This is a genomic window from Stenotrophomonas sp. GL_111, from assembly GCF_057835245.1.
This window is the reverse complement of record NZ_CM174421.1, coordinates 3416522-3441647: the sequence shown is the minus strand read 5'-3', so window position 1 is coordinate 3441647 and position 25126 is coordinate 3416522. Positions and strand designations below refer to the sequence as shown.

Sequence of the window (25126 nt, the reverse complement as noted above, 5' to 3'; positions counted from 1 at the left end):
ACTTCATGTTGGGACGCATCACAGCGCGCATCGCCGCTGGCCTGACCCTGGCCATTCTGGCCGGGTGTGGCAGCAAGGACGAAGCCGCGCGCCGGCAGGCCGAACAGGTGCCGGTCACCACCCAGGTGGTGCAGCCCTCCGCATGGAGCGACACCCTGCAGGCGCTGGGTACCGCCAAGGCCCGCGAGTCGGTGACGATCACCGCCAAGGTCAGCGAGATCATCGAGACCGTGCACTTCCAGAGCGGCCAGCAGGTCAGCGCCGGCACCCCCTTGGTGACGTTGCGTGGACAGGCCCAGGAAGCGGCCCTGCTGCAGGCCCAGGCCACCTTCGCCGAGGCCGACCAGCTGTACAAACGCCAGCGCGAACTGGCTGCCCAGCAGCTGGTCGCCAGCGCTACCCTGGACACCCAGCGCGCCATCCGCGACGCGGCCGAAGCGCGCGTGCGCGAAATGCAGTCCGATATCGGCGACCGCCGCGTCCGCGCACCCTTCGCCGGCGTGCTCGGCATCCGCCAGGTCAGCGCCGGTTCGCTGGTCACCCCCAGCACCAGCATTGCCACGCTCGACGACATCGAGCGCATGCACGTCGATTTCCAGGTGCCCGAAGCCGAACTGGCCTCGCTCACCCCGGGCGACAAGGTCAGCGCCACCAGCGTGGCCTATCCCGGCCGCAGCTTCGAAGGCAGCGTCGCCACCATCGACACCCGTGTCGATCCCGGCACCCGTGCGATCACCGTGCGTGCTGACTTCATCAACGCCGACCACGCGCTGCGCCCGGGCATGCTGCTCGACGTGCGCATGTTCCGCCCCGAGCGGCAGGCGCTGGTGATTCCCGAGATCGCCGTCGTCCAGGTGGGTCGCGACTCGTTCGTGTACCGCGTCAAGGCCGACCACAGCGTCGAACGCGTCGACGTGCGTAGTGGCGCGCGCCGCGCCGGCGTGGTGGAAATCCGCGAGGGCCTCGTGGCCGGTGACCGCATCGTGGTGGACGGCACCGGCAAGCTGCGCCCCGGTCTGAAGGTCCAGGACCGTGCCGATCCCGCGCCTGCGGCCAAGCCGGTGGCGGACGCTGCCGGATGAAGCTCTCCGACATCTCGATCCAGCGCCCGGTATTCGCCGTGGTGATGAGCCTGCTGCTGGTGGTGCTCGGCATCATGTCGTTCACCCGCCTGACCCTGCGCGAACTGCCCGCCATCGACCCGCCGATCGTCTCGGTCTCGGTCGACTACACCGGCGCCTCCGCCGCCGTCATCGAAAGCCGCATCACCCAGGTGCTGGAAGATGCGCTGGCGGGTATCGAAGGCATCGACACCATCAACGCGCGCAGCTCCAACGGCCGCGCGCAGGTCAGCATCGAGTTCACCTCCAACCGTGACATCGAAGCGGCCGCCAACGACGTTCGCGACGCGGTCAGCCGCGTTGCCGACCGCATGCCCGAAGAGGCGCGGCCGCCGGAAATCGCCAAGGTCGAAAGCGACGCCGATCCCATCATCTGGTTCAACATGGTGTCCTCCAGCATGGACACGCTGGAGCTGAGCGACTACGCCGACCGCTACGTCGTCGACCGTTTCTCCAGCCTGGACGGCGTCGCCCAGGTGCGCATCGGTGGCCGCCAGCGCTATGCGATGCGGATCTGGCTGGACCGTGATCAACTCGCGGCGCGCGGCCTGACCGTGGGTGATGTCGAAACCGCCCTGCGCAACGAGAACGTGGAACTGCCGGCCGGTCGCATTGAATCGACCGACCGCGATTTCACCCTGCGCGTGGAGCGCAACTACGTCAAGCCGGAGGACTTCGCCACCATCCCGCTGGGCAAGGGCAAGGACGGTTACGTGGTGCGCATGGGCGATGTGGCCAAGATCGAACTGGCCTCTTCCGAACGTCGCGCCTACTACCGCAGCAATGGCGAGCCGGGCATCGGCCTGGGCATCGTCAAGACCTCCACCGCCAATTCGCTGGATGTCGCCCGCACCGCGCGCGCCGAGGCCGAACGGGTCGGCTTGACCCTGCCGCAGGGCACGCAGATTTTCGTCGCCTTCGACAACACCACCTTCATCGAAGCCGCGGTGGACCGCGTCTACGCCACCCTGGTGGAGGCGATGCTGCTGGTGCTGGCGGTGATCTGGCTGTTCCTGGGCAGTTTCCGTGCCGCCTTGATTCCGGCGGTGACCGTGCCGGTCTGCCTGATCGCCGCGTTCATCGCACTGTATGCGTTCGGCTTCTCGATCAACCTGCTCACCTTGCTGGCGTTGGTGCTGTGCATCGGCCTGGTGGTGGATGACGCCATCGTGGTGGTGGAAAACGTACAGCGCCGCATCGACCTGGGCGAACCGCCGCTGGTAGCGTCCAAGCGCGGCACCAGCCAGGTCGCCTTCGCCGTGATCGCCACCACCGCGGTGCTGGTGGCGGTGTTCCTGCCGGTCGGTTTCCTGGAAGGCAACACCGGTCGGCTGTTCCGCGAACTGGCCGTGGCCCTGGCCGCAGCCGTGGCGCTGTCCGCGTTCGTGTCGCTCACGCTGACCCCGATGATGGCCTCCAAGCTGCTCAAGCCGCACACCGGGCGCGCACCGCGCGGCCTGCATGGTTTCATCGACCGCGGCCTGGCGCGTGTCTCCGCTGCCTACGGCCGCGTGCTGGAACGGCACGTGGGGCGCACCTGGATCTACATCGTGGTGATGGTGCTGTCGCTGCTGGCCAGCGCGCTGCTGCTGCACCTGCTGCCGTCCGAACTGGCTCCGGCCGAAGACCGTGGTTCGTTCCAGATCATCATCGACGGCCCGGAAGGCGCCGGTTACGACTACACCGTGGCCCAGGTGCAGCAGGTCGAGGCGCTGCTGGCACCGCACGTCGGCCCGGACAAGCCGATCGTGCGCGCCAATCCGCGCGTGCCCGGCGGTTTCGGTGCCAGCGAGGAAATGCACACCGGCCGCGTCAGCGTGTTCCTGCAGCCGTGGCGGCAGCGCAGCCAGGGCACCCCGGAAGTGGCCGACGAACTGCAGAAGGAACTGGACAGCATGCGCGGTGTGCGCGTGCGTACCCAGGTCGGCGGCGGCCTGGTGCGCAGCCAGGGCCAGCCGTTCCAGATCGTGCTCGGGGGCCCGGAATATGCCGAGATCGCGCAGTGGCGTGACCGCATGCTGGTGCGCATGGCCGCCAATCCGGGCCTGGTCGGCGCCGATTCGGACTACAAGGAAACCCGGCCGCAGATGCGGGTCAACATCGACCGCCAGCGTGCCGCCGATCTGGGCGTGTCGGTCACTGCGATCGGCTCGGCGCTGGAAACCATGATGGGCTCGCGCCGGGTCACCACCTTCGTCGACAACGGCGAGGAGTACGACGTGCTGGTCCAGGCCGGTCGCGACGGGCGTGCCACGCCCACCGACCTGGCCGCGATCCGGGTCCGTGCCAGCAGCGGTGAGCTGGTGCCGCTGTCGAACCTGGTCACGCTCAGCGAAATCGCCGAGGCCGGCAATCTCAACCGCTTCAACCGGCTGCGCTCGATCACCATCAGTGCCGGCCTGGCCCCGGGTTATCCGCTGGGCGAGGCCATCGCCTGGGCCCAGCAGACCGCCAGCGAAGAGCTGCCGCAGCACGCGCAGATCGACTGGAAGGGCGAATCACGCGAGTACCAGAACGCCGGTGGCGCCGTGCTGCTGACCTTCGCCATGGCACTGCTGGTGGTGTACCTGGTGCTGGCCGCGCAGTTCGAGAGCTTCATCCACCCGCTGGTGATCATGCTCACGGTGCCGCTGGGCGTGCTCGGCGCGCTGCTGGGGTTGTACGTCAGCGGTGGCAGCATCAACCTGTTCAGCCAGATCGGCATCGTCATGCTGGTCGGCCTGGCGGCCAAGAACGGCATCCTGATCGTGGAATTCGCCAACCAGCTGCGCGATGAGGGCCGCGACGTGCACCAGGCCATCGTCGAATCGTCGGTGGTGCGGCTGCGCCCGATCCTGATGACCTCCATTGCCACGGTGGTCGGCGCGATCCCGCTGGTGGTGGCCGGTGGCCCGGGCTCGGCCAGCCGTGGCACCATCGGCATCGTGGTGATCTTCGGCGTCGCGGTCTCCACCTTCCTGTCGCTGTTCGTGGTGCCGGCGTTCTACGCACGGCTGGCGCCGTACACGCGTTCACCCGAAGCGGTGGCCCGTGAACTGGCCCGCCAGGAAGCACAGACGCCTTCGGTGGGTGGCCATGCCTGAGCAACTGCGTCTGATCTGTGAGAACGTCGTGCTGCGCCCCTGGCGCAGCGACGACCTAGGGGCGTTGCTGGCCCATGCCAACGACGCGCAGGTTTCGCGCGGCCTGGCCGACCGCTTCCCGTATCCGTACACCCAGGCCGATGGGGAAGCCTTCCTCGGCGGCCGGGTGTTGCCGCCGGGCACGCTCAACCTGGCCATCGAGATCGAGGGTGCCGCCTGCGGCAGCATCGGCGTGCGTCCCGGTGCGGGCGAGCGCGTGCACAGCGCCGAGCTGGGCTACTGGCTCGGCCGCCACTACTGGGGGCAGGGCTGGATGACCCGCGTGGTGGGCCTGTTCGCGCCCTGGGCGATGGATCACCTGCGCCTGTACCGGCTGCAGGCCGAGGTGCTGGACTTCAACGAAGGCTCGGCACGGGTGCTGCTCGGGAACGGTTTCATCGAGGAAGGCCGGGCCCGCCACGCCGTATTCAAGCGGGGGGCATTGCACGACCTGCGCCGCTTCGCGCGGACCCGCAGCACGCTCGATTGAGCCACGGGGTGGCAAAAGCCGCCCATTCATGGAAATTGACACTACGCAGCCCGGCGCGGATCGTGGAGAATCGACCGGGTCCCAGCCGACGGGGACGTTCCTTTTGTTTCCGCCGACTGGAGAGAGCGCGTGGAAGTAGTAGTCAATTTCATCAACGGGATCATCTGGAGCAAATTCCTGATCTTCCTGTGTCTGGCCGCTGGCCTGTACTTCAGCGCCCGCACCCGCTTCATGCAGGTCCGTGGTTTCGTGGAAATGTGCCGGCTCACCGTCAAGGGTGAGAAATCCGAAGCCGGTGTGTCCTCGTTCCAGGCGCTGGCGATGTCGATGGCCGGGCGCATGGGCATCGGCAACATCGCCGGTGTGGCCACCGCGATCGCCTTCGGCGGCCCCGGCGCGATCTTCTGGATGTGGGTGATGGGCTTCCTCGGGGCCTCGACCTCCTTTGTCGAGTGCACCCTGGCGCAGATCTACAAGACCAAGGACGCCGAAGGCCGCTACCGCGGTGGCCCGGCGTACTACATCGAAAAGGCGATGGGCCTGAAGTGGTACGCGCTGGCCTTCGCCACGGCCACCATCATCGCCACCGGCTTCCTGATGCCCGGCGTGCAGGCCAATGCCATCGCCGACAGCTTCATCAACGCCTGCCGTGGCACCGCGCTGTGCGGCCAGCTGGACGGCCAGTGGATGGGCATGGAAACGATCCAGGCGCTGAAGCTCGGTATCGGCAGTGCGGTGGCCCTGCTGGTGGCGGTGATCATCTTCGGCGGCGTCAAGCGCATCGCCAACTTTGCCGAAGTGGTGGTGCCGTTCATGGCCGCCGCCTTCATCCTGATGGCCATCGTGATCATGATCCTCAACGCCGACCGCGTGCCGGACATGTTCCGCACCGTGTTCAGCAGTGCCTTCGGCGCGCACGCCGCGTTCGGCGCGATGATGGGCCTGGCGGTGGAGTGGGGCGTCAAGCGCGGCATCTATGCCAATGAAGCCGGCCAGGGTACCGGGCCGCACGCCGCCGCTGCCTCCGAGGTTTCGCACCCGGCCAAGCAGGGCTACGTGCAGGCTTTCGCAATCTACTTCGACACCATGATGGTGTGCACCGCCACCGCGTTCCTGATCCTGGCCGCAGGCACCTACAACGTGTATTCGCCGGTGGAAGGTGCCGCGCCGTTGTTTGCCGGCCTGGCCGGGATCAGCGAAGGCGCCGGCTACGCACAGGCCGCGGTGGAAACCGCACTGCCGGGCTGGGGCGCAGGGTTCGTGGCGATCGCGATCTTCTTCTTCGCGTTCACCACGATCATGGCCTATTACTACATGGCCGAAACCAACCTCAGCTACATCAACAACAACCGCAATCGCCCGCTGACCGTGCTGCTGCTGCGCCTGGGCCTGATCGGCATGGTCGTGTTCGGCGCCTTCCACAATGCGAAAATGGCGTGGGCGCTGGGCGACATCGGCGTGGGCCTGATGGCCTGGTTGAACATCATCGCCATCCTGATCGTGCAGAAGCCGGCGTTGATCGCGCTGCGCGATTACGAACGACAGAAGAAGCTCGGCCTCGATCCGATCTTCGACCCCGATGCATTGGGCATCAAGAACGCCGATTTCTGGCGTCAACGCAAGCTGGAGCAGTCCCGTAGTGAATGATCCCTGGAAAAATGCCCGCCGCCCGTCGGCGCGACCGCCGCGGGCCACCCCGCTGCCGCCGCGCGACCCGGGCCAGACCCCGCCGCCCGGTCGTGGCAACGACGAGTTGCGGCTGTATGGCTGGAATGCAGTGCAGGCATTGTTCGAAAAGCGCCCGCAGGCGCTGCGCAAGCTGTACCTGACCGAGGCGCTGATCCCGCGCCTGCAGCCGCTGCTGAAGTGGTGCGTGGCCAACCGGGTCGGCTACCGCGTGGTGGAGGAGGGCGACCTCAACAAGCTGGCTGCCACCACCCACCACGAAGGCATCGTGGCCGACGTGCTGCGTGCACCGATGCTGGAGCTGGACGACTGGCTGCAGACGCTGCCGGGTGACAAACCGGTACTGGCGCTGTGGCTGGACGGCGTGGGCAACCCGCACAACTTCGGCGCGATCCTGCGTTCGGCGGCGCATTTCGGCGTGGCCGGCCTGTTGCTGCCGCCCGGTGCGACGCTGGCGTTGTCCGGTGCAGCCGCGCGCGTGGCCGAAGGCGGCGCCGAAGCGGTGCCACTGGTGCGCCTGCCGGCGCTGCCCGAGGCGATGGCGCAGTTGCGTGAGGCCGGGTTCGGCCTGGCGGCCACGCTGGTGGAAGGCGGCGACAACCTGTTCGCCACCGCGCTGCCGGCGCGTCTGGTCTACGTGATGGGCGCCGAGGGCGAAGGCATGGACCGCGAGCTGGCCCAGGACTGCGACCTGCAGGTTTCCATCCCCGGCAGCGGCGCGGTGGAAAGCCTCAACGTGGCGTCGGCAACGGCCGTGTTGCTGGCACATTGGTACGGTCATACGTCGGATTGAAGCAGTTTTCGGGTAGCGCGCCTGCGCGCTTGCCCAACGCGGTGTGATCGGATGCTCCGATTTCGTCGTGACTACAGTGGATTCGGATTTTTCGCATAGTGCCGGGCATTGTCCCTGCGCACAGTGATAGATGGCGCTGTGCTGCGTAGGTGAGGAGAGACACCCACCCAGCGCGGCGCCGTTGTCCGGACCGCAGTATGTCTGTGGCGCTCACCGCGTGGGGTGTGACGAGTCCCGGTAGCCCGGTCGCTTTGCGGCCGGGCTTTTTTTTGGTTCTTCTCCCCTCTGCGGAGAAGTCCACGGCGCATTTTTCCTTGTAAGGCCCGCGGGGTAGATGGCTGGGGCGCGGGCCGCAACGCTCGCCTCACACCCAGAACGCAACCGCCGCTGTTGATCTGCGCGTGAGTCGCTGCAATGAGAGAAGAACCTTCGCTTGCCCAAGCGCGCAGCAACGACGCACCGCTCTTGATCTGCGCCTTTGATCGAATCTCGATCATGCCGTTCAAATGAAGGGCGATGTTCGCATCGCATCGATCGATGACGAATCCCATCGCGATTCACGCGCTATCGCGCGTTTCAACACCATTGCGATTCGTGCAAAACGCCGTGCGTGCGGTGTCGCACAGATCGGGAAAAATACGGGTTTATGACGTTGTTGTGCGTGTTCTCGATGTGCAGATTGGCGCGGCGGTGTGGTGTGACACCGCTGCCCTGTCCGCCTTTCGGGAGTCGTTCCATGCGCTTGTCCATTCCCCGTTTTTCCCGTGTTCCCCGTATCGCCGCCGCGCTTGCGCTGGCCTCCTCCGTTGGCTTCTGCCTGCCGGTTTCAGCTGCGGAACAGGCGCGCAGCCTGGACGGTGTCAACTTCACCGGCCCCTTGATCACCGCCAATCCTGCCGGCATGCCGCGCGGCAACTGGTACGTCGAACCCTACCTCGTTCGCGTTGACAGCAATCGCTACTACGACGGTGATGGCCGTCGTCAGCGCAGCGACGGTGACAGCGGTGCCTGGTTGACCGTGGTGCCGATTGCCTACGGCATGGGCGAACGCGTCACCGCCCAGGTCAACCTCAGTGCTGCGCGTGCCGAATCCAGTGGCACGCGTAGTGGTGGTTTCCGTGCCGGCGACACCACCGCGCGCCTGCAGTACCTGCTGCAGGCCGCCAATGCCGACGGCACGCGCCCGGCCATCTCGGTGGCGCTGGTGCAGCGCTTTGCCACCGGCAGCTATGACCGCATCGGCGGCAACCCGCTCAATGCGCAGGGCGATGGGGTACAGCGCACCACTGCCGCGCTGGGTGTGCAGCAGGTGCTCTGGCTGCCCAACGGGCGGCCACTGCGCTGGCGCGGCCAACTCAGTGCCAGCCCGGCGCCCGCGCGCGTCGCCCTGCACGACGCCAGCGTCTATGGCACCGACGAGGGCTTCCGCGGCAGCATCGCGCGCGGCTCGCTGCTCGGGCTGTCGGTGGGTGCCGAGTACAGCTTCAGTTCGCGCTGGGTTGGCGTGTTCGAGGTCTCGGCCAGTCGCGAAAGCGATCAACACCTGACCGGCTACGCGCCCGGCACCGACGGCCTGCAGCGCATCGACCAGCGTCGCCCCGCCAGCCGCAGCGTGAGCCTGGCACCGGCGGTGGAGTACCACTTCAGTCCCACGGTCGGCTTGATCGCCGGCGTGGAGTTCAGCGTGGGCGGGCGCAACAGCGGCCACTTCATCAGCCCGCAGATCGCGTTGGGAATGTTCTTCTGAGGCGCATGCCGCCATCCCTGCCGGCGCCGCCACGCGCCGCCGGTTTCCCTGCTACACGGAGTCGGTCATGAATGTGGAAGATGTAGTCGCCCAGTTGCTGGGCCTGGTCTGGAGCCCGATGCTGGTCGGGTTGTGTCTGCTGGCCGGGCTGTACTTCAGCGTGCGCACGCGGTTCATCCAGCTGCGCGCGCTGCCGGACATGCTGCGGCTGTTGTTCAAGTCCAACAGTTCCGCCGCCGGTGTGTCCTCGTTCCAGGCGCTGAGCCTGTCGCTGTCCAGTCGCGTCGGTGTGGGCAACATTGCCGGCGTGGCCATGGCGATCGCTTTCGGTGGGCCGGGCGCGATCTTCTGGATGTGGTGCGTGGCCTTCCTGGGAGCATCCAGCGCCTTCATCGAATCCACGCTGGCGCAGATCTACAAGGATCGCGATGCCGATGGCATGTATCGCGGCGGCCCGGCGTACTACATCGAAAAGGCGCTTGGCCAACGCTGGTACGCGGTGCTGTTCGCCTGGAGCACGGTGATCGGCTGCGGGCTGTTGCTGCCGGGCACGCAGTCCAATGCCATCGTCAGTGCGCTGGACGGCGCCTGGGGCATACCGGCGGCGTACTCAGCCACTGGCGTGGTGCTGGTGGTCGGGCTGGTGATCTTCGGTGGGGTGCGGCGCATCGCGCAGGTCGCACAGGTGATCGTGCCGTTCATGGCGCTGGGCTACCTGCTGGTGGCGGCGATCGTGATGGCGCTCAACCTGGAGTCGGTGCCGGGCATGTTCGCCCTGATCATCGACAGCGCGTTCGGCACCGACGCCGCGTTCGGCGCGATGATCGGCACCGCCATCCAGTGGGGCGTGCGGCGTGGGGTGATGTCCAACGAGGCCGGCATGGGGACCGGTGCGCATCCGGCCGCGGCCGCCGAGGTCTCGCACCCGGTCAAGCAGGGGCTGGTACAGGCGTTCTCGGTCTACATCGACACGCTGGTGGTGTGCAGCGCCACGGCGTTCCTGGTGCTGTCCACCGGCGCCTACAACGTGCACGACCCGCTGGCGGCCGAGGGTGCCCGCATGATCGTGGCGCATCTGCCCGGCGTGGAGGCGGGGCCGCAGTTCGTGCAGCACGCGGTCGAATCGGCATTGCCCGGTTTCGGTACGGCCTTCATTGCGTTGGCGATCCTGCCGTTCGCGTTCACCACGATGCTGGCGCTGTACTACACGGCCGAGACCAACGTGGTGTACCTGCGCCGCAACCGGCGCTCACCGTGGACGCTGCGGCTGTTCCGGCTGGCGTTCCTGGGCGCGGCGGCATGGTCGGCGGTCAACAGTGCGACCGTGGCGTGGTCGCTGGGCGACATCGGCGTGGGGCTGATGGCGTGGTTGAACATCATCGCGCTGCTGCTGTTGCAGAAGCCGGCGTTGGCCGCCCTGCGCGATTATGAAAAGAGCCGTCGTGCGGGCATCGATCCGGTCTTCGACCCCGAGCAGGCCGGGGTCGCCAACGCCACCTTGTGGCAGCGCGGCGGAGCCGCAACAGAGCCGCGTTGAAGCGGGTGCCGACCGTGGCAGGTGGCCACGGTCGGCGCACAGGCTCACTCGTTCGGCGGCGTGGTCGGCTTGGCTTCGCTGCCGAAGCTGCCATCGGCCTCGGCGGCCAGGTAGGCGAACACGGTGTAGGCGGCCACGTTCTGCGCCAGCGCTGCCGGGTCGATCTTGTCCAGGGTGTCATCGGCGGTGTGGTGCAGGTGGAAGTAGTCGCTGCCATCCTGCGCCAGCCACGCCCAGGCACCGCCCTTGGCAGCCAGCGGGCCCACATCCGGGCCCGGGCCGCCCTTGTCGGCGCTGTATTCGATGCCCAGCGGCTTGAGCACTTCGGCGATCTGCCGGGTTGCCTCGCGCGAGCCCTGCGGGTTCGGCGAGCCGGTGTTGAAGGCATAGATGCGGCCGGCGCCAAAATCGCTTTCGGCGGCGAGCTGGTGCAATGCCACGTCCTTGGCATGCGCCTCGGCGTAGGCCTTGCCGCCGTAGAGGCCCTGTTCTTCATTGGCGAAGGCGATCACCCGGATGCTGCGCTTGGGCGCCTGCTTGAGCTGGCCGATCAGGTGGCCGGCCGCCATGGTGATGCCCACACCCGCACCATCGTCGACCGCGCCGGTGCCCAGGTCCCACGAATCCAGGTGGCCGCCGATGACCACCACTTCCTTGGGCAGGCTGCGCCCGGTGATCTCACCGATCACGTTGTAGGACGTTGCCTTGCCGTCCCAACCGCAGTCCAGACGCAGCTTCAGCGTGGTGCTGCCGAGCGCGATCAGGCGGGCCAACTGGTTGGCATCGGGCACCGACAACGCGGCCGACGGCACCGGCGTGAGGCCGTCGTCGAAACGGGTGATGCCGGTATGCGGCACGCGGTGCGAATCGGTACCGGCCGAGCGCATCACGAAGCCGATGGCACCCTTGCGGATCGCCTCGGACGGGCCCTTGCTGCGCACCGCGCCACCGTTGCCGTAGTCACGGCCATCGCGGTAGGCGGTCATCTGGTAATCGACGAAGGCGATCTTGCCCTTCAGCGCGCCGGCCGGCGCCGCCTGCAGTGCGGCGAGGTCGACGAAACGCACCACTTCGGCCTCGACCGTGCCGCCCGGGCTGCCGCCGAGCGCGGTGATGGCCAGCGGCTGGGCGTGTTTGCCGGTGACTTCTGCGTGTTCACTGCGGCGCTCCCACTTGGGGAAGGTGACCGGCTCGGTCCAGACCTTGTCAAAGCCCAGCGCCTTGAACTTGGCCACGGCCCAGGCCACGGCGCGGGCATCGGCTTCGCCGCCGGCAATGCGCGGCCCGATTTCGGTGGTGAGCGATTCCACCACCTTCCAGCCGGTGTCGTCCTTGAGCGCCTGCTCGCGCAGTTCAGCCGCGGTGGCCAGGGACTTGGGCGGCAAGGTGGTGGTGCCCGTCGCCGCGAACGCCGGGGCGGCCAGCAGGGCGAGGGAGGATGCGATGGCAAGGAGGCGGCGACGCATGGACAACTCCGGGAAACGGGGCGGAAGCCCCCGAGCTTAGCAGCCTGCCGGAACCGCACATGGGCGGGAGGTCATGGTTGCGTGGACGCTGTTCTCCATACGCGAAAGCCCCGCCGGAGCGGGGCTTTCGGAATTCTGCCGCGGCTGGCCTCAGCGCTTGAGGTTGTCGCGGATCTCGCGCAGCAGCAGCACTTCTTCGGCCGGTGCGGCCGGGGCGGCTTCCTGCTTGCGGGCCAGGCGGTTGATCACCTTGACCACCAGGAAAATGGCGAAGGCCACGATGACGAACTGCACCAGGGTGTTGAGGAAATCGCCGTAGCCGATCACCACCGCCGGGATCTCCTTGCCGTCCTCAGCCAGCCGGGCCGGTGACAGGGTCCAGACCAGTTGCGAGAAATCCACGCGGCCAATGGCCCAGCCCAGCGGCGGCATGATGATCTTGTCGACCAGGGCGGTGACGATCTTGCCGAACGCGGCACCGATGACGACACCAACCGCCAGGTCGATGACGTTGCCACGCATGGCGAATTCCTTGAACTCAGTAAGCATTCCCATCGGGGTCTCCTGTCGCGGGGGTTATCAAAGGACGGCGCAGCGTAACCCAGTCGCCGTCATCCGGCGATGATGCCGTGGCGTTCGGCGACGTTCTCCAGGCGCGCGCTGAAGCGGTCGCCGGGCTGCAGCGCGGCGACCCCGGCCGGGGTGCCCATGAAGACCAGGTCGCCGGCCTTCAGTGCCCACAGCTTGGACAGCTCGTGCAGGATCTCCGGCACGTTCCAGATCATCTGGTCCAGAAGCGATTGCTGGCGGACTTCGCCATTGATCTCCAGCGACAGGTTGAGCGCGGCCAGATCGCCGACTTCACCGGCCGGCACCAGTTCACTGACCGGGGCGGATGCGTCGAAGCCCTTGGCCGGATCCCACGGGTGGCCCTTGGCCTTGGCGGCGGCCTGCAGGTCACGGCGGGTCAGGTCCAGGCCAACCCCGTAGCCGAACACCAGCGCTTCGGCCTGGTCCACCGGCAGTACGCCGGCCGGGGCATCACGGCCGATCGCCACCACCAGTTCCACTTCGTGGTGCAGGTCGTGGGTGGAGGGCGGGTAGGGGATCACATCGTCGTGGCCGACCACGATCGCATCGGCCGGCTTGCTGAAGAACATCGGGCGGCCACGGTCATCGGCGGCCGGCACGGCCGCGCCCATCTCGCGCGCATGGTCGGCGAAATTACGGCCAACGCAGTAGATCCGGCGCACCGGAAACGTGCCGCCGCCGGCCACCGGAATGCGCGGCTGCACGGGCGTGGGGATTACATCGGTCATGCTCGCGTCCTGTTGCCTGAAGTCACCGGCAGTCTAGAACGTGTGCGCGCGGCGTTCCATCAACGCGAAAGCGGCAATGCCTGCTTGCGGACCACGCGGTACTCGGCATCGACCACGTTCGGGTCGGCCGGGCGTGCATTCTGGCGACGCTGCGCGAGCAGCTTCCAGGCCAGCCCGGCGATGATCATCGCCGCGCCCACGAACACCCCGACAAACACCAGTGCGGCCAGGATCGCCAGGCCCAACAGACCCACCGCAACGCGCACCAACGGATGGCGCGGCTTGCGCGGCGCGAACAGGGTGCGGAACTGGTTGAACTGGAAGTAGCGGCTGTACATGGCGTTTCTTTGGCTGAAGTCAGCGAGCCATGAGTATCCGGGGTGGCTACTGTCATTGAGTGAAAAACTCGTTAATTGTGTCGCCCGTTCATTTCAAATCAATGACTTGTGTTCATCGCGGAGCCAGCCACATGAGGGCGTGAGACAATGCGGCTCCCTCGCAATGCCCAACATCCATGCCCGTTTCCGACACCGCCGCCGCCCCGCTGATTGCCCTGGATGCCATTGCCGACGGGGGCTTTGCCGATGTCGAGGCGAGTTTCGACGGGGACAGCGAGTCGGTCGTGCTGTACCGCAACGGCGAGCAGGTGCGCGGCTGGCTGAACATCTGTCCGCATGCCGGCCGCCGCCTGGACTGGGCACCGGGGCAGTTCCTGAAGAGCCGCGAGGGACATCTGGTCTGTGCCGCGCACGGGGCGTCGTTCTCGTTGGACGATGGCGCCTGTGTGGCCGGCCCGTGCAAGGGCGATCGCCTGCGCGTGGTGCCGCTGCAGGTGCGCGATGGCCAGGTGTTTCTGGCCTAGAACATCAGGTTGATCATCAACACCACCACGCTGGTGTAGATCAACGACAGCGGTGCGCCGACGCGCCACAGCTCGCGCGGGGTGTAGTTGGCCGGGCCGGTGATCATCGAGATCACCGGGTTGGAGGCGGTCATCAGGTTGTTGGAGGCCGACAACGCCACGATCAGCGCGAACGCGGTGGGATTGCCGCCCGTCGCCAGTGCCAGGTTGACCGCGATCGGCACCATCACGATGGTCGCCCCGACATGGCTGATGACCAGTGAGAACACCGTGGTCAGCAGCGCCAGGGCGATCTCCAGCACCCATATCGGGATGCCGGTCGGCAGGCGGTCGATGGTATGCCCGGCCACCCAGGCCGCCGCGCCGCTGCTGTCCATCGCCCAGCCGAGCGGAATCAGCCCGGCCATCATGAACACCGTTTTCCAGTTGATCGACGCGTACGCCTCGTCCATGCGCAGCACGCCGGTCAGCAGCATGCCGGCTACGCCGGTCATCAGGGTCAGCGCGACCGGCAGCTTGGAGGTCAGCGCGATCAGGATGGTGATGGCGAAGATGCTCATCGCGATCTTGAACTTGTGCGGGCGCTGCTCGCCCTTGGGATAGTCGGTGACCACTACGAAGTCGCGGCTCTTGGCGGCCTGCGCCAGGTCGGTCCAGATGCTGTGGAAGACCAGCATGTCACCGGCGCGCAGCGGCACGTTGCGCACGTCTTCGCGGATCACCTGCTTGTCGCGGTTGATTGCCAGCAGGCTGATACCGCGCTGCTTGCGCAGGCGCAGGTCCGAGGCACTCTTGCCGATCACATCGGAGGTCGGCGGGATCACCGCCTCGGAGATGCCGGCGCGGCTGGGGTTGAACAGGTCGCCCAGGTGCTTCAGGCGCGAGGACATGCGCAGGAACTGGTTCTGCGCGAAGTCGCTGACCTGCTGGCGCGCGCCCATCACCCCGAGCACGCTGCCCACCCAGATGCGCATCTCCGCCGGCGGTGCCAGGCGGGTGTCATTGCCGGTTTTGAGGGCCAGCATCAGCGGCGCATCGTGCACGTTCTCCGCCTCGCCCAGGGTCATGCCGACCAGCGGACTCTCGGCGCTGACCACCAGCTCGAACACATCGCCCTCGATGCCGTAGGTCTTGGCGAAATAGCTTTCGGTGCGCGCCGGAGTGACCCCGTCGTTGGCCAGGGTTTCTTCCTCGACCAGCTTGCGGTCGCCGAAATAGCGGAAGTACAGCAGCGAGGCGACCAGCAGCGCCAGACCGATCGGCAGCGGCGCGAACATCCGCAGCGGTTCGATGGTGGCCAGGCCCGAGGGCAGGTTGTTGTTGGCCGAGGCCAGAAGATCGTTGAGCAGGATCAGCGGCGAGTTGCCGACCATGGTCAGCGCGCCCCCCATCACGATCGCCGCGGCGATCGGCAGCAGCAACCGCTGCAGGGTGAGCCCGGTGCGCGCGGCCAGCCGCGAGGCCACGGGCAGGTACAGCGCCATCACCGAAGGATTCTGCATGAACGAGGAGTTCAAGCCGGCGATGGCGGTGGTCATCATCAACAGGCGGGTTTCAACCCCGTGCCCACGCCGCAGCAGCCACGCCGCCAACCTGTTCAGGGCCCCGGTGCGGTCCAGGCCCGCGCCGAGGATGGTGGTGGCGATGATGCTCATCACCGCGTTGCCGGAGAAGCCGCCGAAGATTTCCTCCGGCGCGATCAGGCCGGTCACCCCGAGTACCACCAGCACCACCAGCGCGACCACGTCGGCGCGGATGCGCTCGAACAGGAACATCGCCATCGTGAAGCCGACCAGCCCAAGCACGAGCTTCATATCGGTGGTCAGCGTCAGCGCGGTATCCATGGGGTGGCGCGGTTCCTTGGAAAGGGATCAGGTGCGGTCGTACAACAGGTCCCACACGCCATGGCCGAGCTTCTGGCCACGGGTTTCGAAATGCGTCTGTGGGCGCCATGCTGGCCGTTCCACCTGCCCACGCGGACCGGCGCGGTTGACCAGCCCGGGGGTCGCGTTCGAGCACTTCCCACATCTGCTCGGCGTAGTCTTCCCAGTCGGTCGCGCAATGCAGGCGGCCGCCAACACGCAGCTTGCGCACCAGCAGGGCAGCGAACGCCGGCTGGATCAGGCGACGCTTGTTGTGGCGCTTCTTGTGCCACGGATCGGGGAAATAGATCCGCACTTCGTCGAGCGCGCCATCGGCGATTTCCTTCTCCAGCACCTCCACCGCATCGTGGTGGTACAGACGCACGTGCTCGGCGTTGTCATCGGCCAGCGCATTGAGCAGGCGGCCCACGCCGGGGGCGTGCACTTCGATGCCGATGTAATTGCGGCTGGGGTCGTGCTGGGCGGCGAAGCGCAGCGCGGCGCCGTTGCCGAAGCCGATTTCCAGCACCGTGTGCGCCTGGCGCCCGAAGGTGGCGGCCAGGTCGCGCGGCTCCCCGTTGAAGTCCTGCCCGAAACGCGGCCAGCGATCATCGAACGCGCGCTGCTGGGCCGGGGTGAAGCGGCCCTGGCGCAACACGAAGCTGCGCACCTCGCGGCGGCCTTCGGTGACGGTGAAGGGTTTGGCGGGCGCCTTGGCGCCGGCGCTGTCGAAGGGATTGGTCATCAGCCGATCAACCCGTCCACCGGCGAGGAGGCGCTGGCGTAGCGCTTGCGCGGAATGCGCCCGGCCAGGAAGGCCTCGCGGCCGGCCTCGACCGCCTTGCGCATCGCGCTGGCCATCAACACCGGGTTGCGGGCTCCGGCGATGGCGGTGTTCATCAACACGCCATCGCAGCCCAGCTCCATCGCGATGGCCGCATCGGAGGCGGTACCGACGCCGGCATCGACAATGATCGGCACCTTGGCGTTCTCGATGATTTCCAACAGGTTGTACTTGTTCTGGATGCCCAGGCCCGAGCCGATCGGCGCGGCCAGCGGCATCACCGCAGCGCAGCCGATCTCTTCCAGGCGCTTGGCCAGGATCGGGTCGTCGGAGGTGTAGACCATCACCTCGAAGCCATCCTTGACCAGCTGCTCGGCCGCCTTGAGGGTCTGGATCACGTCCGGGTACAGGGTCTTCTGGTCGCCCAGCACTTCGAGCTTGGTCAGGTTGTGGCCGTCCAGCAGCTCGCGGGCCAGCCGGCAGGTACGTACGGCGTCTTCGGCGGTGTAGCAGCCGGCGGTGTTGGGCAGGATGGTGTAGCGGTCAGGCGGCAGCACGTCGAGCAGGTTCGGCTCGCCCGGGTTCTGCCCGATATTGGTGCGGCGGATCGCCACGGTGACGATCCGGGCCCCGGCCGCCTCGGTGGCGATGCGGGTTTCGTCCAGATCCTTGAACTTGCCGGTCCCGGTCAGCAGCCGGGATGCGTAGGTCTTGCCGGCGATCACCAGCGAATCAGTGGGGGCATGTGCATTCATGCCCTCAATTATCGCCTATCGCGCGTCCCGCTGTCCGGTCGGTTCAGCCGCCCCCCAGGGCATGCACGATCTCGACCACGTCGCCGTCCTGCAGCGGGTGCTGGGCGTGCTGGCTGCGGGTGATGATCTCGCCATTGACCTCGACCGCGACGCGGCGTTCGAGCAGCTGTTCGGCCTGCAGCAGGTCCTGGACGGTGGCACTTTGCGGAAGCTGGCGGGGACCGCCGTTGAGCACGATATTCATGTCGTCATTGTCCCTCAATGCGACTGGGCTGCGTACCCTTGCCGCCCCACTCGAATCGGCGCGGAGGCAGTCCGCGCAGGGGCCCTCGCCACGCCCGGCGCATTTCATGCGGCAGCGCAGCGTGATGTCCCCGGAGTGCAGTGAAACCATATCACCGTGCGCCGGCGTACGTCGGCGGTTTACCCACTCCAAGAAGGAATTTTCCATGCTGCTCAGCAAGCGTCCGCTGCGTTCATTGATGGCCGTCGCCATCGCTCTGGCTGCCGTGCCGGCAATGGCGCAGTCGCCGTACTCCAGGACGGTGTTCATCGGCGACAGCCTGACCGACGCCGGTTACTTCCGGCCGCTGCTGCCGGCGGCGGTTCAGCCGGTCACCGGCCAGTTCACCACCAACCCGGGTTGGACCTACGCGCAGTACGTCTCCAACTACTACGGCACCAATGGCACGGCCCACGGCAATGGCCAGGGCGGCGACAACTACGCCATCGGCGGCGCGCGCGTTGGTGTGGACACCAGCCAGGTGCTGGCCCCGGGGACCCCGGCCGTGCCGGTGTACTCGCTGAAGACCCAGACCGCGCAGTACCTGGCCGCCAACGGCGGCAAGGCGGATGCCAACGCCCTGTACACGGTGTGGGGCGGTGCTAATGATCTGTTCGCGATCCAGAACGGTGCGCCGGTACAGGCGACCCTGGGCGCAGCGGTGGCCGACCAGGTCGGCATCGTCAATACCCTCAAGTCGGCCGGTGCCCAGTACATCGTGGTGCCGACCATTCCCGACATCGGCCTGACCCCGGGCGCCCGTGCCGGTGGCCCGGCGGCGATGGCCGGCGGCACCGCACTGGCCAAGGCGTACAACGATGCGCTGTTTGGTGGCTTGAAGGCGGCCGGCCTGCAGGTGATTCCGGTGGACACCTTCCACATTCTGCAGGAAATCGTTGCCAACCCGGCCACCTACGGCTTCCGCAACGTCACCAACATGGCCTGCACCACCGCCTCCTCGCTGACCTGCAACCCGACCAGCTATGCGGCCCCGGATGCGGCGACCAGCTACGTGTTCGCCGACGGCGTGCACCCGACCCTGGCCACCCACGAAATGCTGGGCCAGTACACCCGGTCGATCCTGGAGGCACCGCGCCTGCAGCAGATCCTGACCCATTCGGCACAGACCGTGGGCCGCTCGCGCGCCGACCAGGTCAGCTGGCATCTTGACGGCCGTCCGGCCGACGGCCTGAGCTGGTGGGGCAACCTGCGTGGCGACATGCAGCGCTACGCACACGCCGACCTGTACGACGGCATGGCCCCGGCCGGCCTGTTCGGTGTCGATTGGGCACGCGACGGCATGGTCGTCGGCGGCTTCGCCGGCTACGGCCGCATGGACGCCGACTTCGGCAACAGCAAGGGTGACTTCACCCAGTCCGACACCTCGCTGGGTCTGTTCGCCGGCTGGTATGGCGAGCGTGCCTGGGTCAATGGCCAGGTCAGCTACAGCTGGCTGGATTACGACGTGACCCGCAAGCTGCAGCTGGGCCCGGCTACCCGCGAGCACACCGGTTCGCCGGAAGGCAGCAACCTGACCGTCGCACTGAACGCGGGTTATGAGTTCGGCGCCGAGGGTGGCTTCCGCCACGGTCCGGTGGCCGCCGTGATCTGGCAGAAGGTCAAGCTGGACGGCTACACCGAAAGCAACCTGAGCGCCTCGGCGCTGGGCTATGCCGACCAGGACCTGGACTCCACCGTCGGCCGCATCGGCTGGCAGGCGCGCTTCGACGGCGGCACCGTCAAGCCGTACGTGCAGGTCACATACGACCACGAGTTCGAAGACGGCAAGCAGGCGGGCGCCTGGCTGCAGACCATGCCGGAAGCGGGCATGTACAAGGTGCCGGGCCTGGAGTTCGACAAGAACTACGCCACCGCGGTGCTGGGTGCACGCCTGAACCTGTGGGGCCTGAACAGCAATGTCGGCCTGAGCACCACCACGCTGCAGAAGCGTGCCCGCGACGCGACGCTGTTCGCCAGCTTCAGCGGCAGCTTCTGATCCACCGTGCGCAGCGTGCCGGCAAGGGCGCTGCGCAGGGCGGGCGAAAGCCTGATACAACGGGCGGCCAGGTGCCGCCCGTTGCGTTTTTGCCGGTCCGCCGCATAGACTTGTCCAGCACCGCGCGGGTGTAGCTCAATGGTAGAGCTGTAGCTTCCCAAGCTACTGACGAGGGTTCGATTCCCTTCACCCGCTCCACGTCCTGCTTCATGGCAGGGGTGTGAATCTCCCGGTGTGCGCTTACCTGGGCGTATCCGCCGTCTGCGCCGCCACCATCGCCTGCTGCATCTCTGCCAGCGACAGGAAGCCATCCTTGTCGGTATCCAGGCCGTCGAAGTACTTCTCGATTTCCGCCACTACCGCCGCTTCGGCCTTGCTGATCCTGCCGTCCTTGTTCGTGTCCATCGCCTTGAAGGCGTCATCGATGGCCTGCGCCTGTTTGCTGAAGCGCGCCTGCTGGAAATGCGCGTACTCGGCCTTGTCGACCCGGCCATCGCCGTTGGTATCCATGCTGGCGAAACTGCTGTCGATGTAAGCCTGCTTCGTGTCGGCGGGGGCCGCGCCGACGACGCTGGATACGGCGGAGAGGAATGCCACCATCGCGATCTTCTTCATGTCGTGCTGATTTCCTGGGTTGAGCGCTTCACTGGCAGCGGTAGGTGTAGCCGTCTGTGGCGCGGTAGGTGTCAGTGGCGCGGTCGTAGTTGCCGTAGCGGCGCACGCAGTAGTCCGCTCGCGCGCGTTGTTCCTTCTCTTTGCTCGCGGCGGCGGCGATGATGCTCGCCACGATGGCCGTACCGACTACGCCCACCACCACGCCGGTAGCTTTGGCATCGTCGCGGCGCCTGCGCTCCCGGTCGCGCCGGTCGGCCTCTTCGCGATCACGCTCCCAGCGATTCTGGTTCCACTCCGGACGCGGCTGATCCCAGCGCTGCGCATGGGCCGGTCCGGCATGGGACATCAGCATCAGCAGCGGGGCGAGCGCACCCAGCCACAGCGCGATGCGCCCTGTTTTCAGCATCATGATCCTTTCTCCGTTACGCCAATCTGCTGGCGGGCGCCAGTAGACGCGCCGGACATTGCGGCAGGCTGGCACGGCCGCGGCCGACGTGGCCCGCTACGGCGTCGCGCTGCCCCGGCGCAGCCGCGACAGTGACGCCCGATTGCGCAGATGCGCGGCGGCCATCAAGGCACCGCCGATCGCCGAGCACAGACCATGCAGCACCACGACGTCGCGGAACTGCAGCGAAGCGAGCATCAGCGTGGTGCTGCCGATCAGTGCCAGCGCGACCGGCAATGCCCTTCGGTGGCGGCGCCAGCCCCAGCCGACGCTGGCCAGGCACACCGTGGCGGCCAGCAACGCAATCGCCCATTCCCAGCGTGACAGCTGCAGCAGCAGCGTCATCGTGCCGTGCAGGGGATGCTGGAAGGAGCGCAGCGCGATCAGCGCCCCGGGAAGGAAGGCCAGCGCGAGGGGCAGGGCCATGCAGTGCACCGCGCAGCCCAGTGAAAGCCCGGCGGCGGCCATGTCCAGGTGGCGGTGCAGTCCGAGGCGGGTGGCGGGGCCGGTGTGACTTCCGTTGTGCGTGGGAGTAAGCTCCATATTGTTACAGTATAACAATATGGAAATCGCGATGAGAGTCCTGCTTCTGCTTCTGGTGCTGCCGACGGCGGCCGTTGCCCATCAACCCCGGCAACTGGCGCCGCATGTACATGGCCAGGCCACCGTCCAGGTGGGGATCGACGGCGGCGATATGGACATCGCGCTGCAGGCGCCGGGCATGGGCATTCTCAGTTTCGAGCGCGCGCCGGCCACACCCACCGAACGCGACCAGCTCACGCGGGCCATCGCGGTGCTGGAAGGGGGACGATGGATACAGCTGCCCGCCGCCGCCGGGTGCGCACTGATCAACCATCAGGTGCGCGCCGATGGATTCTCGGCGGGCGAAGCGGGGCACGCGGACGCTGAAGGTCATGCCCACCATCACGCCGGCTTCGAGGCACAGCTGCGCTATCGCTGCACCGCGCCGTCTCAGTTGGCGCACCTGCAGGTGACGTTGGCGGCGTACTTCCCGGCACTGCACGAAACGGTAGTGGAAATCGCCACCGTCAAGGGCCAGGGCCGGGTGGTACTGCGAGGCGCGGAACAGCGCGTGGTGCTGCCGCAATGAGCGCGCCCGCCGTCCGCCTGGAAGCAGTCCGCTTCGCCTATCCGGGTCACGCCGCCGTGCTCGACATCCCGCACTTCACGCTGCCTGCCGGGCAGCAACTGCTGTTGCGCGGTGCCAGTGGCGGTGGCAAGAGCACTCTGCTTGGCCTGATCGCCGGGGTGCTGCGCGCTGCGCACGGGCGGGTGGAGGTGGCGGGGCAGGACCTGTCCACGTTGAGCGGCGCCGCGCGCGATCGGTTTCGCGCGGATCACTGCGGCGTCCTGTTCCAACAGTTCAATCTGCTGCCGTTCCTGAGCGTGCGCGACAACATCGCGCTGGGCCTGAACTTCGTCTCGCGCCAACGTCGGGTACGGAGTGCAAAGGCCTTGGACGAACGTATCGCAGGGCTGCTGCAGGGGCTCGCGCTGGACCCGGGCGCGGTGTGGACACGGCCGGCAGGTCGCTTGAGCGTCGGCCAGCAGCAACGTGTGGCCGCGGCCCGGGCGCTGGTGGGAAGGCCGCGCCTGCTGCTGGCCGATGAGCCCACCTCCGCACTCGATCCCGTCGCGGCAGCCTCGCTGCTCCAGCAGGTCGGGCAGGCCTGCCGTCAGGACGGCATCAGCAGCATCGTGATCAGCCATGCCCCCACGCTGGCGCCGCTGTTCGATACCGTCGTCGTGCTTGACGAGATCAACCGGGCAGGACCGGAACGGCAGGCGGGCGCATGATCCGGCTTGCCTTGGCCAGCCTGCGCAGCCGCCGGCTCAGCGTGCTGCTGACGCTGCTGGTGATTACCTTGAGCGTGTGTCTGCTGCTGGGTGTCGAGCGGATCCGCACCCAGGCGCATGCCGGCTTTGCCAGTACGGTGTCCGGTACGGATCTGGTGGTGGGGGCGCGCTCCGGGCCGGTCAACCTGCTGCTCTATGCGATCTTCCATATCGGCGATGCCACCAACAACGTCTCCTGGCAGAGCTATCAGGCGCTGTCCACGCTGAAGGAAGTGGCCTGGACGGTGCCGTTGTCGCTGGGCGATTCCTACCGCGGCTTCCGCGTGGTCGGCACCACGTCGGCCTTCTTCGATCACTATCGTTTCGGGGCCGGGCATCCCGTGGTGGTCGCCAACGGGACGCGTTTCGATGATCTCTACGATGCCGTGATCGGCGCGGAAGTGGCCAAGCGCCTGCAGCACAAAGTGGGCGATGAAATCGTGCTTGCCCATGGCACCGGCCGGGTGAGCCTGAGCGACCACGCCGACAAGCCTTTCCGGGTGGTCGGCGTGCTGCAGCGGACCGGTACACCGGTGGATACCAGCGTACTGGTCTCGCTTGCCGCGATCGAGGCGATCCATCTGGATTGGCAGTCCGGCGTGCACCTGCGCGGCGCGGAAGTGAGTGCGCAGGCGGCGCGTCAGCATGACCTGACGCCGACGTCGATCACCGCCTTTCTGGTGGGCCTGCGCTCGCGTATCGCCACCTTTGGGGTACAGCGGCAGATCAACACCTACGCCGAAGAGCCGATGCTGGCGGTGATGCCCGGCGTCGCGCTGCAGCAGCTCTGGGCCACGCTGGGGACGGCGGAAAGTGCGCTGCGCCTGATCAGCGCATTGGTCGTGCTGCTCGGTTTGACCTCGCTGGTCGCGTTGCTGGTGGCCACGTTGCAGGAACGACGGCAGGAAATGGCCGTGCTGCGCGCGCTGGGTGCGCGCCCGCGTTCTGTGGCCACACTGCTGGTCTTCGAGGCCACCCTGGTGACGGCAGCGGCATGCGCACTGGCAGTCGCGATGCTGGGTGTCGGCAGTCTGCTCGCACGGGGCTGGCTGCTGGAAATCTACGGCCTGGCGATCGACCGGGTCGGCCCCGATGCCCGGGAGTGCGCGTGGGTGGCGCTGATCATCGTGGGCGGCGCGCTGGCGGGCCTGCTGCCGGCGCTGCTGGCCTACCGGCGCACGCTCGCCGACGGACTCTCGCCGCGGACATGAGGCTGCCCATGCTCCCCGTGCTGCTGGCTGCCACGACGATGCTCGCCACTGCGTGCCGCGCGCCGTCCGGTGGTGCGGCCCCGGCACAGCCGCCACCGCAGCACGGCACGCCTGCGCGCGTCGTGGTCGAGCAGGAGCTGGACTGGCTGGACATGCTGCCCGCCGACGAACTCAACGCCCTGCAGGACGGCGATGCGCCGGTGGTGGACCATGCCGGCGACCGCGCGATGGCACAGGTGGGAACGTTCCGTACCGTCGCGCGGGTGCTGGCACGCCCGGTCCGGCTACCTGGCTACGTGGTGCCGTTGGAAAATGACACCGACGGCCGCCTGCGCGAGTTCCTGTTTGTTCCCTACTACGGCGCCTGCATCCACGTGCCCCCGCCGCCCCCCAACCAGATCGTGCACGTGCGCCTGGCAGCGCCCATTCCGATGCCGGACATGTATGCCCCTTTCTTCCTGGCCGGAACGCTGGTCGGGGAAACCTCCAACGATGCGCTGGCGGGATCGGCGTACAGCATGCGCGACGCGCGTTTGAAGCCCTATGAACCCTGAGCGATCGGTCGCGTTGCTGTGGTTGTTGGCGCTGGTCGTGTCCGGCTGCCAGCCGCGGACGCAGGCAACGGAGGTGGTGGCCGGTGCTGCGGCCTCCAGCACGGCGGTGACGGACTGGGAAGCCCTCATGCCCGAGGCGGGCCGTAACCTTCGCCCACCGCCGGTCATCGGCGGCATCGGGCTGGCAGCACAGCGCGTTCCCGGTGGCCTGATCGACGACAGTGGCTCGGGCACGCTGCCGGGCATGGTCATCGACCACAGCAGCCCCGATCGTGCGCAGCAGTTCGGCTCCACCGACGTGGTGGCGGCCATGGAAGGGCGCGAGGTCGCGCTGGATGGCTATGTGGTGCCGCTGGACAGCGATGACGAGGGGCGGGTGAAGGAAGTGCTGTTCGTCCCGTTCTACGGTGCCTGCATCCATGTGCCCCCGCCGCCGCCCAATCAGATTGTCCACGTGGTGCTGACCACGCCCATGCCGCTGCCCGCGTTGTGGGATGCCTTCCACCTGTCCGGTACGTTGCACGTGGCGCGCTTCCACGCCGATATCGCCAATGCCTCCTACGAGGTGGTGGGCGGCCAGCTGCAGGCCGTGCCCGGGTGAACGCCGCGCAGCGAACATCG

The 25126-nt window shown here is 67.4% G+C and carries 24 protein-coding genes, 1 tRNA gene and 1 pseudogene; 15 read left to right on the top strand and 11 right to left on the bottom strand.

Annotated features, from left to right (window positions below):
* Positions 1-5: 5 nt before the first annotated feature.
* From AC3IPM_RS15305 to AC3IPM_RS15275, 7 genes are all read left to right on the top strand, one after another.
* Positions 6-1082 (top strand): efflux RND transporter periplasmic adaptor subunit, encoded by a 1077-nt coding sequence (locus AC3IPM_RS15305; RefSeq protein ID WP_489300862.1) that lies wholly within the window; start codon positions 6-8, stop codon positions 1080-1082.
* A complete protein-coding gene (locus AC3IPM_RS15300) occupies positions 1079-4204 on the top strand; it encodes an efflux RND transporter permease subunit (protein ID WP_489300861.1) in 3126 nt (1041 codons plus the stop codon). Before AC3IPM_RS15305 ends, AC3IPM_RS15300 begins: the two co-directional genes overlap by 4 nt.
* The gene (locus tag AC3IPM_RS15295) at positions 4197-4733 is read left to right on the top strand and encodes a GNAT family N-acetyltransferase (protein ID WP_489300859.1); all 537 of its coding nucleotides are present in this window, start codon (positions 4197-4199) and stop codon (positions 4731-4733) included. The genes AC3IPM_RS15300 and AC3IPM_RS15295 overlap by 8 nt, the downstream gene beginning before the upstream one ends.
* A gap of 129 nt (positions 4734-4862) precedes the next feature.
* The gene (locus AC3IPM_RS15290; RefSeq protein WP_489300858.1) at positions 4863-6380 is read left to right on the top strand and encodes an alanine/glycine:cation symporter family protein; all 1518 of its coding nucleotides are present in this window, start codon (positions 4863-4865) and stop codon (positions 6378-6380) included.
* Positions 6373-7212, top strand: a complete 840-nt coding sequence (locus AC3IPM_RS15285) for a TrmH family RNA methyltransferase (RefSeq protein WP_489300857.1) — start codon at positions 6373-6375, stop codon at positions 7210-7212. The genes AC3IPM_RS15290 and AC3IPM_RS15285 overlap by 8 nt, the downstream gene beginning before the upstream one ends.
* 736 nt (positions 7213-7948) lie before the next feature.
* A complete protein-coding gene (locus tag AC3IPM_RS15280) occupies positions 7949-8959 on the top strand; it encodes a hypothetical protein (protein WP_489300856.1) in 1011 nt (336 codons plus the stop codon).
* A gap of 67 nt (positions 8960-9026) precedes the next feature.
* Entirely contained in the window at positions 9027-10496 is a 1470-nt protein-coding gene (locus AC3IPM_RS15275) for an alanine/glycine:cation symporter family protein (protein ID WP_489300855.1), read from the top strand.
* Between the two features lie 44 nt (positions 10497-10540).
* On the opposite strand, the gene AC3IPM_RS15270 is transcribed toward AC3IPM_RS15275, so the two are convergent.
* The 4 genes from AC3IPM_RS15270 to AC3IPM_RS15255 all read right to left on the bottom strand — a co-directional run bounded on the left by AC3IPM_RS15270 (position 10541) and on the right by AC3IPM_RS15255 (position 13619).
* Positions 10541-11962: a M28 family peptidase gene (locus tag AC3IPM_RS15270; RefSeq protein WP_489300854.1), complete on the bottom strand. Its 1422-nt coding sequence runs from the start codon at positions 11960-11962 to the stop codon at positions 10541-10543.
* Positions 11963-12112: 150 nt separating this feature from the next.
* On the bottom strand, positions 12113-12517 hold the full coding sequence (gene mscL, locus AC3IPM_RS15265) for a large-conductance mechanosensitive channel protein MscL (protein ID WP_489300852.1): 405 nt from the start codon (positions 12515-12517) through the stop codon (positions 12113-12115).
* Positions 12518-12573: 56 nt separating this feature from the next.
* Positions 12574-13281, bottom strand: coding sequence for a fumarylacetoacetate hydrolase family protein (locus tag AC3IPM_RS15260; protein ID WP_489300851.1), 708 nt, complete (start codon positions 13279-13281; stop codon positions 12574-12576).
* A 59-nt stretch (positions 13282-13340) separates the two neighbouring features.
* On the bottom strand, positions 13341-13619 hold the full coding sequence (locus AC3IPM_RS15255; RefSeq protein WP_489300849.1) for a hypothetical protein: 279 nt from the start codon (positions 13617-13619) through the stop codon (positions 13341-13343).
* Between the two features lie 176 nt (positions 13620-13795).
* Between AC3IPM_RS15255 and AC3IPM_RS15250 the strand changes: the two genes are divergently transcribed.
* Positions 13796-14143: a Rieske (2Fe-2S) protein gene (locus AC3IPM_RS15250; protein ID WP_489300848.1), complete on the top strand. Its 348-nt coding sequence runs from the start codon at positions 13796-13798 to the stop codon at positions 14141-14143.
* Here AC3IPM_RS15250 and AC3IPM_RS15245 read toward each other — a convergent pair.
* From AC3IPM_RS15245 to thiS, 4 genes and pseudogenes are all read right to left on the bottom strand, one after another.
* The gene (locus tag AC3IPM_RS15245; protein WP_489300847.1) at positions 14140-15987 is read right to left on the bottom strand and encodes an SLC13 family permease; all 1848 of its coding nucleotides are present in this window, start codon (positions 15985-15987) and stop codon (positions 14140-14142) included. The genes AC3IPM_RS15250 and AC3IPM_RS15245 overlap by 4 nt on opposite strands.
* 27 nt (positions 15988-16014) lie before the next feature.
* A pseudogene (trmB, locus tag AC3IPM_RS15240) lies at positions 16015-16750 on the bottom strand (tRNA (guanosine(46)-N7)-methyltransferase TrmB).
* Entirely contained in the window at positions 16750-17544 is a 795-nt protein-coding gene (locus AC3IPM_RS15235; RefSeq protein ID WP_489300846.1) for a thiazole synthase, read from the bottom strand. Before AC3IPM_RS15235 ends, trmB begins: the two are co-directional and overlap by 1 nt.
* A gap of 43 nt (positions 17545-17587) precedes the next feature.
* Positions 17588-17788, bottom strand: a complete 201-nt coding sequence (gene thiS / locus AC3IPM_RS15230; protein WP_489300845.1) for a sulfur carrier protein ThiS — start codon at positions 17786-17788, stop codon at positions 17588-17590.
* 205 nt (positions 17789-17993) lie between these two features.
* Between thiS and AC3IPM_RS15225 the strand changes: the two genes are divergently transcribed.
* On the top strand, positions 17994-19823 hold the full coding sequence (locus AC3IPM_RS15225; protein ID WP_489300843.1) for an autotransporter outer membrane beta-barrel domain-containing protein: 1830 nt from the start codon (positions 17994-17996) through the stop codon (positions 19821-19823).
* 124 nt (positions 19824-19947) lie between these two features.
* Positions 19948-20021, top strand: a tRNA-Gly gene (locus AC3IPM_RS15220).
* Between the two features lie 42 nt (positions 20022-20063).
* On the opposite strand, the gene AC3IPM_RS15215 is transcribed toward AC3IPM_RS15220, so the two are convergent.
* The 3 genes from AC3IPM_RS15215 to AC3IPM_RS15205 form a co-directional block, all read right to left on the bottom strand.
* The gene (locus AC3IPM_RS15215) at positions 20064-20438 is read right to left on the bottom strand and encodes an EF-hand domain-containing protein (protein WP_489300842.1); all 375 of its coding nucleotides are present in this window, start codon (positions 20436-20438) and stop codon (positions 20064-20066) included.
* Between the two features lie 28 nt (positions 20439-20466).
* Positions 20467-20847, bottom strand: coding sequence for a hypothetical protein (locus AC3IPM_RS15210; RefSeq protein ID WP_489300841.1), 381 nt, complete (start codon positions 20845-20847; stop codon positions 20467-20469).
* A 93-nt stretch (positions 20848-20940) separates the two neighbouring features.
* Positions 20941-21351, bottom strand: coding sequence for a MerC domain-containing protein (locus AC3IPM_RS15205; protein ID WP_489304172.1), 411 nt, complete (start codon positions 21349-21351; stop codon positions 20941-20943).
* A 106-nt stretch (positions 21352-21457) separates the two neighbouring features.
* Here AC3IPM_RS15205 and AC3IPM_RS15200 point away from each other — a divergent pair, with 106 nt between their 5' ends.
* From AC3IPM_RS15200 to AC3IPM_RS15180, 5 genes are read left to right on the top strand one after another with little or no spacing between them, the layout of a single operon-like run.
* Positions 21458-21994: a ZrgA family zinc uptake protein gene (locus AC3IPM_RS15200; protein WP_489300840.1), complete on the top strand. Its 537-nt coding sequence runs from the start codon at positions 21458-21460 to the stop codon at positions 21992-21994.
* A complete protein-coding gene (locus tag AC3IPM_RS15195; protein ID WP_489300839.1) occupies positions 21991-22701 on the top strand; it encodes an ABC transporter ATP-binding protein in 711 nt (236 codons plus the stop codon). Before AC3IPM_RS15200 ends, AC3IPM_RS15195 begins: the two co-directional genes overlap by 4 nt.
* Complete coding sequence (locus AC3IPM_RS15190; RefSeq protein ID WP_489300838.1) at positions 22698-23951, top strand: ABC transporter permease; 1254 nt, start codon at positions 22698-22700, stop codon at positions 23949-23951. The genes AC3IPM_RS15195 and AC3IPM_RS15190 overlap by 4 nt, the downstream gene beginning before the upstream one ends.
* A gap of 8 nt (positions 23952-23959) precedes the next feature.
* The gene (locus AC3IPM_RS15185) at positions 23960-24505 is read left to right on the top strand and encodes a DUF3299 domain-containing protein (RefSeq protein WP_489300837.1); all 546 of its coding nucleotides are present in this window, start codon (positions 23960-23962) and stop codon (positions 24503-24505) included.
* A complete protein-coding gene (locus AC3IPM_RS15180) occupies positions 24495-25106 on the top strand; it encodes a DUF3299 domain-containing protein (protein ID WP_489300836.1) in 612 nt (203 codons plus the stop codon). The genes AC3IPM_RS15185 and AC3IPM_RS15180 overlap by 11 nt, the downstream gene beginning before the upstream one ends.
* The last annotated feature ends 20 nt before the right edge of the window (positions 25107-25126 follow it).